Annotated in this window: 6 protein-coding genes and 2 pseudogenes; 7 read left to right on the top strand and 1 reads right to left on the bottom strand. The window is 68.4% G+C overall.

Annotated elements, in window-relative coordinates; translation table 11 throughout:
- Positions 1-72 precede the first annotated feature (72 nt).
- Complete coding sequence (locus FRZ33_RS12170) at positions 73-1,017, top strand: transglycosylase SLT domain-containing protein (RefSeq protein WP_322618996.1); 945 nt, start codon at positions 73-75, stop codon at positions 1,015-1,017.
- Positions 1,018-1,775: 758 nt separating this feature from the next.
- On the opposite strand, the pseudogene FRZ33_RS12165 reads toward FRZ33_RS12170, so the two are convergent.
- A pseudogene (locus FRZ33_RS12165) lies at positions 1,776-3,805 on the bottom strand (3-hydroxyacyl-CoA dehydrogenase NAD-binding domain-containing protein).
- 161 nt (positions 3,806-3,966) lie between these two features.
- Between FRZ33_RS12165 and rpoE the strand changes: the two are divergent.
- The 6 genes and pseudogenes from rpoE (at position 3,967) to lepA (ending at position 9,937) form a co-directional block, all read left to right on the top strand.
- Positions 3,967-4,560 carry an RNA polymerase sigma factor RpoE gene (gene rpoE, locus FRZ33_RS12160; RefSeq protein WP_146909946.1) on the top strand — a complete coding sequence of 198 codons (594 nt, stop codon included), beginning with the start codon at positions 3,967-3,969 and terminating at the stop codon, positions 4,558-4,560.
- A complete protein-coding gene (locus tag FRZ33_RS12155; RefSeq protein ID WP_146909944.1) occupies positions 4,557-5,198 on the top strand; it encodes a sigma-E factor negative regulatory protein in 642 nt (213 codons plus the stop codon). The genes rpoE and FRZ33_RS12155 overlap by 4 nt, the downstream gene beginning before the upstream one ends.
- The gene (locus FRZ33_RS12150) at positions 5,195-6,118 is read left to right on the top strand and encodes a MucB/RseB C-terminal domain-containing protein (RefSeq protein ID WP_146909943.1); all 924 of its coding nucleotides are present in this window, start codon (positions 5,195-5,197) and stop codon (positions 6,116-6,118) included. Before FRZ33_RS12155 ends, FRZ33_RS12150 begins: the two co-directional genes overlap by 4 nt.
- Positions 6,111-6,548, top strand: coding sequence for a SoxR reducing system RseC family protein (locus FRZ33_RS12145; protein ID WP_146909941.1), 438 nt, complete (start codon positions 6,111-6,113; stop codon positions 6,546-6,548). Before FRZ33_RS12150 ends, FRZ33_RS12145 begins: the two co-directional genes overlap by 8 nt.
- 10 nt (positions 6,549-6,558) lie before the next feature.
- Positions 6,559-8,022: pseudogene (locus FRZ33_RS12140) on the top strand (DegQ family serine endoprotease).
- Between the two features lie 121 nt (positions 8,023-8,143).
- Positions 8,144-9,937, top strand: a complete 1,794-nt coding sequence (gene lepA / locus FRZ33_RS12135) for a translation elongation factor 4 (protein WP_146909939.1) — start codon at positions 8,144-8,146, stop codon at positions 9,935-9,937.
- The last annotated feature ends 20 nt before the right edge of the window (positions 9,938-9,957 follow it).

Genomic DNA, 9,957 nt, shown 5'->3' with positions numbered 1-9,957 from the left:
GACCCTGCTCAAGGGCCAGGACCTGCGCCAGCTGATCGAGATGAACGAGCCGGTGAAGGCCGCGCTGGCCGAATGGCTGACCTGGATGCGCCCCAGCCTGATCACCAGCTGGGAGAACTACCAGCAGATGCGTTTCCTGATGTGGCCCGAATACGAGCAGGCAGGGCTGCCCGAGGCCCTGCTGTTCGGCATCCTGGCGAAGGAATCAATGGCCGCGTGCACGCGGTCTCGCGCGCGGGTGCCGCCGGGCCGATGCAGTTCATGCCTGCCACCGGTGCACGTTTCGGCCTGGGATGGCGCGACGGTTTCGACACGCGCTACGACCCGCAGTTGGCGGCGCGCGCCAGCGTGCTGTATTTCAACGAACGTTTCGCCGAGCTCAACAACGACCTCGAGTTCGCCATCGCCGCCTACAACGGCGGCGAGGGCCGCGCGCTTCGGCTGAAGAACGCGGCGGGTGGCAAGGACTTCTGGGATCCGTCGGTGTACGGCCAGTTGCCGCCGGAGACGCGCGATTACGTTCCTTACGTGCTGGCGGCGGCGTGGCTGTTCCTGCATCCCGAGGAATACGGCCTGGAGTTCCCGAAGGTCAATGGTGCGGCGACCGTGCTCAAGCTGAAGGCACCCGCTTCGATCTACCAGCTGTCGATCTGCCTGGGCGGCCCGCGCGACGGTTATTTCCGCGCGCTGCGCAACCTCAACCCGCGCTACGAGCCGCACAACCCGATCGCTGCCGGCACTGAACTGCGCGTGCCGGTGATGGTGCCGCCGGAATACGACAAGAATTGCGTCAGCGGCCCGCGTGCCGAGCTGGCGGTGAACCTGATGGCCGCCAGCAAGCCAACGGTCGCCGCGTCGCCGGCGCGCACCTACCGGGTTAAATCTGGCGACACCTTGAGCAGCATCTCGCGCCGGCACGGCTGCGATGGTCCCACCCAGCTGGCGCGTGCCAACGGGTTGCGGGCGCCCTATGTGATCCGTGCGGGGCAGCGCCTGCAGCTCAAGGGCTGCGGCTGACGGGGACTGGCGCCAGCATCTGGCGCCGTCATCACCGGGGAGACGAGGGTCTCTTTCTGCTCAGTGAAGCCTTTTATTTCGCAGAAAGAGACCCTCGTCTCCCCGGCGCTGCCGGTGCGGTTCATCCGGATCGCTGATGGGAGGGCAGGTGTGGCATCGGCGCTTTGCATGCGCGTGCGGCTTCGCGGGCTTCCGCGTGTGAGATCTTTCCTGCGCATCACGTTTGGCTAAGTCGGGTAACACGGAAAGCCGGCAACTCGCCTATCGCGGGCGCGTTCCCCTGAACGCGCGTCTGGTGCCTTCCGTACGAGGTTGGGTTGTAGGCGAGTGCGGCGTTTCTTGCGAAAACCGGGCAGGCGCATCGCGCCGCCCGCTCTTCGCCGCTGCGCGGCGGGTACTCCTTCCGGCCTCGCTCCGAAGGCACCAGACGCGTTCAGGGGAACGCGCCGCGACGTGACGCGTGGTGAAAAGGGGCCTCGGCCCGTTTAACCGCCCGGTCCGCAGGAAAGATCTCGCACGCGGAAGCCCGCGAAGCCACACGCGTATGCAAGACGCCGATGCCCGCAAGAACTCCGTCACGAAACCGCACTGACACGACCGGCGGCGCCGGGAAGTGCATACCTCTTTCTGCGAAATAAAAGGTTTCACTGAGCAGAAAGAGGTATGCACTTCCCCGGTGTTGCCGGCCCAGGTGCAGCAGGCATGAGAAAAAAGGGCGACCAATGGCCGCCCCTTCCGATGCAAAAACAGCCGTCAGCTCAAAGCGAATCCCACCCGGCCCGCGGCTTGAAGCGGCCGCCGTAACGCGTGCTCAAGGTCTCCAGCCGCGCCTTGAGCTTGTCGGCGCCGACCGCCTTGATGTGCTGGATCGGGCCGCCTCGGAACGGCGCGAAACCGGTGCCGAAGATCACGCCGGCGTCGAGCAGGTCGGCGTCGGCCACCACGCCGTCGTGCAGGCAGGACACCGCTTCGTTGAGCAGGGGCAGGACCAGGCGGTCCTCGAGATCCTCGGGGGCCTGGAAGTCCTTGGGCACTTCGGGTTTGACCGGCTTGCCGTTCTCCCATCTGTACAGGCCCTGGCCATCCTTCTTGCCGCGTTTGCCGGCTTCGACCTTGAAGGCCTCCGGCAGCGACTGGCCGTGGAAGTCCGCCATGATCTTTCCGACGCTGGCGGCGACATCGAGGCCGACGGTGTCCACCAGTTCGATCGGGCCCATCGGCATGCCGAACTTCAGCGCCACCTTGTCGATCACCGGGCCGGGGATGCCTTCGGCGAAGGCGATGATCGCTTCCTGCATGTAGGGCGCCAGGATGCGGTTGACCAGGAAGCCGGGCGTGCCGGCGACCGGCACCGGCAGCTTGTCGATCGCCTTGCAGAACGCGGCGAGCCGGCGTTCGGTTTCGGGGTCGAGGCCGTCGTGGCGCACGATCTCCACCAGCGGCATCAGTGCCACCGGGTTGAAGTAGTGCAGGCCGGCGAACCGCGCCGGGTCCTTGCGGCCTGCGCGCAGGTCGGTGAGCGGAATGGACGAGGTGTTCGAGACCAGGATTGCGCCCGGCTTCAGGGTTTCCTCGACCTTGGCGAACAGCGCCTGCTTGGCCTCGAGGTTCTCGAAGATGGCTTCGATCACCAGGTCGGCATCCGCGACGCCCGCACCTTCGACGTCGGCCTTCAGGCGCGCCGAAGTCGCCTCACGTTTGGCGGGATCCTTCACCTTCTTCTCGTACAACGCCTTCGCGCGATCCAGCGCGGGCTGCACGTACTGCATCTCCCGATCCTGCAGCGTCACTTCGAAACCACGCAGCGCGCACCAGGCGGCGATGTCGCCGCCCATCACGCCGGCGCCGACCACGTGCACCTTCTGGATGCCATGGTCTTTACCGCCCAGGCCCTTGAGGCGGTCCATCAGGAAAAACACGCGCACCAGATTGTGAGCGGTCGGCGTGCCGGCGAGTTTCACCACCGATTTCGCTTCGGCTTTCAGTGCCGGATGCACGGGCAGGCCGCCGCTGCGGCGCCAGGTCTCGATCAGCGCGAACGGAGCGGGGTAGTGCTCCTTGCGCGCCTTGCGGGCGACCTGCCTGGCCATCTGCGGCGCCAGCAACGCACGGCCGATGCCGGTGTTGGTGGCCCAGGCCAGGAAACGCTGTTTGAACGGCCGCTTCGTGCCGCGCTGGGCGAGCTTCACGGCTTCGTCGAGCAGCTGCTCGCGCGCCACGACCTTGTCCACCAGGCCCATCGCCCGCGCCGCCGACGCCGACAGGCTGCGGCCGGTAAGCATCAGGTCCATCGCCGCCGGTGCACCCACCAGGCGCGGCGCGCGCACGCTGCCGCCCCAGCCTGGATAGATGCCCAGCTTGATCTCGGGCAGGCCGATGCGGGTTTTTTCGTCGTTGCTGGCGATGCGGTAACGACAGGCCAGCGCGATCTCGGTGCCGCCGCCCATGCAGTGGCCATGGATGGCGGCGACGGTGGGGCAGCGCAGTTCGGCGAGCTTCTGGAAGATCAGCTGGCCGCGGCGGATCCAGTCTTCGACCAGGCCCTTGGCGGCGATGGCCTCGAAACCCTTGATGTCGGCGCCGGGAATGAAGCCGGCGTCCTTGCCGGAAATGATCACGATGCCCTTGGGCAGTTCCAGCTGGATGCGCTCGATCATCGACTCGAGTTCGTCCAGCACGGCCCGCGAGCGCGTTCACGCCCTGGTCGGAGCGGTCCAGGGTGAGCACCAGGGATGCCGTCGGGGCGGCGGGTGGCCTGCCAATGGGCCAGGCGAAGTCCGTCGAACATGGCGGGCTCCATACGTTGGGGTAGGGAAGGGAGGACGTATCATCCGGGCCAGACCCCGGGGGGTCAACGCCGGTGACGCCCGATGAATGCGCGTTGCGGAACTTTCCCGGGCCATGGATGTCCATGCAGCGGCCCGGATGGCCGCAGGAGCAGCGGCCCGGATGGGCGAGAACGAACTGGACCTGGCCCTCGTCAAGCGTGTTCAGGCAGGCGACAACTCGGCTTTCGACCTGCTGGTGCGCAAGTACCAGCACCGGATCGGCGCCGTGGTGTACCGCTTCGTGCCCGACCATGCCGAGGCCCAGGACATCGTCCAGGAAGCCTTCATCCGCGCCTACCGGGCGCTGGCGAACTTCCGTGGCGATGCCCAGTTCTACACGTGGCTGTACCGGATCGCCGTGAACACCGCCAAGAACCACCTCGTGGCCATGAAACGCCGACCGCCTACCGCCGACATCGCAGCGGAGGACGCCGAACATTTCACCGGCGCCGGACGCCTGCACGACCACGACACGCCAGAGCACCAGCTGTTGCGACAGGAGATCGAGCAGACCGTCACCGACACCGTCGCCGGCCTGCCCGAGGAACTGCGCCAGGCCATCACCCTGCGCGAGGTGGACGGCCTGAGCTACGAAGAGATCGCGCAACTGATGCAATGCCCGATCGGCACCGTGCGTTCACGCATCTTCCGCGCCCGCGAGGCGATCGACCAGCAACTGCGCCCGTTGATGCACGACGAAAGAGTCCGCCCATGACCGATATCGACAAGTCCCTGCTGGAACAGCTCTGTGCCTGGATGGACGGCGAACTGCCGGCCGACGAGGCCCGCTTCCTGCAGCGCCGCCTGCAGAACGACCCGGCGCTGCGCGCGCAGTGGGAACGCTGGCAACTGGCCTCCGCCTGCCTGCGCGGCCAGCCCGTGCGGGCCATGCCGGCCGGCCTCGGCGACCGCATCGCCTCGGCGGTCGCCGCGGAGCCGGCGCGACATGGCCGCTGGCCCCGGGTGGCGGGGCTGGCCGCCGCCGTGCTGGTGGCGGTGATGTTGCCGCGCATGCTGGCCCAGGACCCGTCGTCGGGCCGCCTCGTTCCCGAAGCCGTGCTCGCCGATGCGGCGGTGCCGGGTTCCGCGGACGCCCCGATCGTGCCGCCGCCGGATGCCGCGCCGGTGTCTCCGGTGCAGGCGCCGCCGTCCATCCGTGATTTCCCGTTGGCCGACAACGGCACCCGCAAACCCTGGCCGCGTTCGCCGCTGGCGCCGGACGACCGCGCGATGGAGGACTACCTGGTCCGCCACAACGCCCTGATGGCCGAAGACGGTCTCGGCGGCTTCATGCCGTACGTGGACGTGGTCGCGCACGAACAGCCGGTCGAGGATGGAGAGCCGCCACGGTGAGGCGCCTGCTGCTGGCCCTGCTGCTGACGCTGGCCGGCCCGCTGCAGGCGGCGGGCGCCGACGCCTGGCTGGCGCGCATCGCACCCGCGCTGCGCGAGCTCGACTACCAGGGCACCCTGGTCTACGTCGCCGGCGGCAAGGTCGAAACCCTGCGCGTGTTCCACCGCAACGACGACGGCCGCGAACGCGAACGGCTGGTCGCCATAAGCGGCCCGCCGCGCGAGGTGGTACGCGACGGCAGCCAGGTGATGTGCATCGGCACCGGCCTGGCGCCGGTGGCCTACGACCTGCGTCAGGCGGGGCGCTGGAGCCAGGCGCTGGCGATTTCCGAAGCGGCGCAGTCCACGGGTTATCGCGCCACGCTGGCGGGCGAGGGTCGTGTGGCCGGGCATGCCGCGCAGCTGGTCGAGGTCAAGGCCGCCGACCGGTGGCGTTACGGTTACCGGCTGTGGATCGAGCGCAAGACCGGGTTGCCGCTGCGTGTGGACCTGCTGGGCGAGGACGGGCAGGCCGTCGAACAGATCGCCTTCACTGAACTCGAGCTCGGCCACCGGCCGGACGATGCCGACCTGGAAGCCAGCGGTGCCGTGGCGCTGAAGCGCATCGAGGTGCTGGCACCCCTTGGCCACGAGCCGCCGCGCTGGACCGTGCCCACGCCGCCGGCCGGATACGAACTGCGCGCCGCGCGATACGGCACCGATGGCGTGCAACTGCTCTACAGCGACGGCCTGGCCAGCGTGTCGGTCTACGTCGAAAGGGCCGGCAGTGGCCTGCGCGGTGCAAGCACCCGTCAGCGCGGTGCGGTGCACGCGCGCTCGTTCTGGTTCGACGGCTGGCACGTGCTGGCGATCGGAAAGGTACCGGCCGCCACCGTGGACCGTTTCGCGCGCACGGTGCGTGCCGTGGACGGCGATGGCTGAGCGCCAGGTCGAAGTGGTTGCGGTGCATGCCGGCGAATTGCGCCTGCGCCTGCTCGGCAGCGCCTGCGACGGCTGCGCCGGCGGCTGCGGTGGCCGCTGCAGCCTGTTCGCCACCGACGATGGTGGCGAATACCGGATGCCTGCACCGGAGGCCACGCGCTTCGTCCCCGGGCAACATGCACGACTCCACCTTGACGATGCCGGGCTGCGTCGCGCCGCCTGGCGCGGTTACGGTGTGGCGTGGATGGGCTTGCTGCTCGGCGCCGGTCTCGGCGCAGCCGCTGGTCTCTTGTGGCCAGCGCAGGCAGACCTGCTGACCCTGGCCGGGCTGCTGGCGGGAACTTTCGCCGCCGTCCGCTTTTCCAAACGCCACTTGCCGGAGCCGCGGCTCACCGCCGCGGTTCCCGACGTTCTCCCCCATCGAGCATGAGTGACCCGACATGAGCTGGATGCCCCGCCGTTTTCTCGCCATCGTCCTGGCCCTGCTGGTGCCGGTGACGCAGGCCCAGGTGCCTGCCGCCGCGACCGAGGCCGAACCCATCGTCAATCTCCCCGACTTCACGCGGCTGGTCGAGCGCGCCGGTCCGGCCGTGGTCAACATCGAGGCCAGCATCGGCAATGGCCGGGACGAGCTCGCGCAGGGCCCGTCGCCACGTGGCCGGGAAGAGCTGCCGGAAGACATGCCGGAGTTCTTCAGGCGCTTCTTCGAGCAGCAGCCGGGCATGCCGCAGCCGGTGCCGCGCGGTGGCGTGTCGCAGGGCACAGGTTTCATCATCTCGGCCGACGGCTACGTGCTGACCAACCACCACGTGGTGGACGGCGCCGACGAGATCGTGGTGCGGTTGACCGACCGTCATGAACTCGAGGCCGAGCTGGTGGGCAGCGACCCGCTGTCCGACGTCGCCCTGCTCAAGGTCAAGGGCCAGGGCCTGCCGGTGCTGAAGATCGGCGATTCGCGCAGCCTCAAGCCGGGCCAGTGGGTGCTGGCGATCGGTTCGCCCTTCGGTTTCGAGCATTCCGTCACCGCCGGCATCGTCAGCGGCGTCGGCCGGCGCTCGCTCGATCCCAGTCAGCAGTACGTGCCCTTCATCCAGACGGACGTGGCGATCAACCGCGGCAACTCGGGCGGCCCACTGTTGAACGTGCGCGGCGAGGTGATCGGCATCAATTCGCAGATCTTCTCCAACTCGGGTGGCTACATGGGCGTCAGCTTCGCCATCCCGATCGAGGTGGCGATGAACGCCGTGCGCCAGCTGCGCGACACCGGCAAGGTGGTGCGTGGACAGTTGGGCGTGCGCATCCAGGACGTCACCCGCGACAACGCCGCCGAGCTGGGCCTGGACCGCCCGGGTGGCGCCTTCGTGGATTCGGTCGAGAATGGCAGCGCCGCTGCGCGCGCCGGCATCCGCCCCGGCGACGTCATCACCCGTTTCAATGGCCGCGAGATCGCCCGTTCGGCCGAACTGCCGCCGATGGTGGGCGCCATGCCGCCCGGCACCCGGGCCAGCCTGGGCCTGCTGCGCGACGGCAAGCCGCTGGACGTGGTGGTCACGCTGTCGGCTCTCGATACGGCTTCGGCGCCCACGGCCGGTCCGGCCGCGCCGGCGCCGGCCGAGTCCGCGGGCGGCAATCCCCGGCCTGGTGGTGGAGGAGCTCGATGCCGCCGCCCGTGCGGCCCCGGGCCTGAAGGCGGGCGAAGGCGTGCTGGTGGGCCGGGTCGCCGGCCTGGCCGCCCGCCGCGCGGGCCTGGCGCCGGGGATGTGATCCTGCAGGTCAACAAGGCCGAAACCGGCTCGGTCGCCGCTTTCGAGGCGGCCGTGAAGGCGCTGAAGTCCGGCGACGAGGTCCGGCTGCTGGTCCGCAATGCCCGCAGTACCGGTTTCGTGGTCTTCCAGGTGCGCTGAACGGCGCCGACGGAGCCCAGCGGTGACCCCGGGCCGGTCCGATCATGGGCGGGCCGGACCGGGGTGCTGTGCGATAATGCCGCGTTTTCGCCCAGGATACGGCCCGAGCCCCGCCACCCGCATGCAGCACATCCGCAATTTCTCAATCATCGCGCACGTGGACCACGGCAAGTCCACGCTTGCCGACCGCATCATCCAGATCTGTGGCGGCCTGCAGGCGCGCGAGATGGAAGCCCAGGTGCTGGACTCCAACCCGATCGAGCGCGAGCGTGGCATCACCATCAAGGCGCAGTCGGTGTCGCTGCCGTACACGGCCAAGGATGGCGTCACCTACCAGCTCAATTTCATCGACACCCCGGGCCACGTCGACTTCAGCTACGAGGTCAGCCGCTCGCTGGCCGCCTGCGAGGGCGCGCTGTTGGTGGTGGATGCGGCGCAGGGCGTCGAGGCGCAGTCGGTCGCCAACTGCTACACCGCGGTCGAGCAGGGCCTGGAAGTGGTGCCGGTGCTCAACAAGATCGACCTGCCCACGGCCGACGTCGAGAAGGTGAAGAAGGAGATCGAGGCGGTGATCGGCATCGATGCCGAGGACGCCGTCGCGATCAGCGCCAAGACCGGCCACAACGTCGAGGCGGTGCTCGAGGCGATCGTGGCGCGCATCCCGCCGCCCAAGCCGCGCGACACCGACAAGCTGCAGGCGCTGATCATCGACTCCTGGTTCGACAACTACCTGGGCGTGGTGTCGCTGGTGCGCGTGATGCAGGGCGAGATCAAGCCCGGCGACAAGATGCTGGTGATGTCCACCGGCCGCACCCACCTGGTGGACAAGGTCGGCGTGTTCACCCCCAAGCGCAAGGACCTGCCCAAGCTGGGCGCCGGCGAGGTGGGCTGGATCAACGCTTCGATCAAGGACGTGCACGGCGCGCCGGTCGGCGACACGCTGACGCTGGCCAACGATCCCGCGCCCGGTCCGCTGCCCGGTTTCCAGGAAATGCAGCCGCGCGTGTTCGCCGGCCTGTTCCCGGTGGACGCCGACGACTACCCGTCGCTGCGCGAGGCGCTGGAGAAGCTGCGCCTGAACGACGCCGCGCTGCGCTTCGAGCCCGAGAGCTCCGAGGCCATGGGTTTCGGCTTCCGCTGCGGCTTCCTCGGCATGCTGCACATGGAGATCGTGCAGGAGCGCCTGGAGCGCGAATACGACCTCAACCTCATCACCACCGCGCCCACCGTGGTGTACGAAGTGCTGATGAACGATGGCAGCACGATGCCGCTGGACAACCCGTCCAAGCTGCCGCCGGTGACCAAGATCGCGGAGATCCGCGAGCCGATCATCCGCGCCAACATCCTGACGCCGCCCGACTACGTCGGCAGCGTCATCAAGCTGTGCGAGGAAAAACGTGGCCGCCAGATCGGCATCAACTACATGGCCTCGCAGGTGCAGATCAGCTACGAGCTGCCGATGGCCGAGGTGGTGTTGGACTTCTTCGACAAGCTCAAGTCGGTGTCGCGCGGCTACGCCTCGCTCGACTACCACTTCGAGCGCTTCGAGGCCGGCCCGTTCGTGCTGATCGACACCCTGATCAACGGCGACAAGGTGGATGCGCTGTCGTCCATCGTGCACCGCAGCCACGCCGACCGGCGTGGTCGCGAGGTCTGCGAGAAGATGCGCGAGCTGATTCCGCGGCAGATGTTCGACGTCGCCATCCAGGCCGCCATCGGTTCGCAGATCATCTCGCGCTCCACGGTGAAGGCGATGCGCAAGAACGTGCTGGCCAAGTGCTACGGCGGCGACGCGACCCGCAAGAAGAAGCTGTTGGAGAAGCAGAAGGAAGGCAAGAAGCGCATGAAGCAGGTGGGCCGGGTCGAGATCCCGCAAGAGGCCTTCCTCGCCGTTCTCCAGTCGGACAACAAATAAGCGGCGTTCGCCGCGAGGAC

This window comes from Arenimonas daejeonensis (assembly GCF_007993735.1).
Classification (GTDB): Bacteria; Pseudomonadota; Gammaproteobacteria; order Xanthomonadales; family Xanthomonadaceae; genus Arenimonas; species Arenimonas daejeonensis.
This window is presented reverse-complemented; position numbering and strand designations above follow the sequence as displayed.

Excerpts from the sequence above, each read along its gene's own strand:
- FRZ33_RS12170 (WP_322618996.1), top strand. The coding sequence starts at position 73 with ATGGCTGACCTGGATGCGCCCCAGCCTGATCACCAGCTGGGAGAACTA.
- rpoE (WP_146909946.1), top strand. The coding sequence starts at position 3,967 with ATGGGCGAGAACGAACTGGACCTGGCCCTCGTCAAGCGTGTTCAGGCA.
- FRZ33_RS12155 (WP_146909944.1), top strand. The coding sequence starts at position 4,557 with ATGACCGATATCGACAAGTCCCTGCTGGAACAGCTCTGTGCCTGGATG.
- FRZ33_RS12145 (WP_146909941.1), top strand. The coding sequence starts at position 6,111 with ATGGCTGAGCGCCAGGTCGAAGTGGTTGCGGTGCATGCCGGCGAATTG.
- lepA (WP_146909939.1), top strand. The coding sequence starts at position 8,144 with ATGCAGCACATCCGCAATTTCTCAATCATCGCGCACGTGGACCACGGC.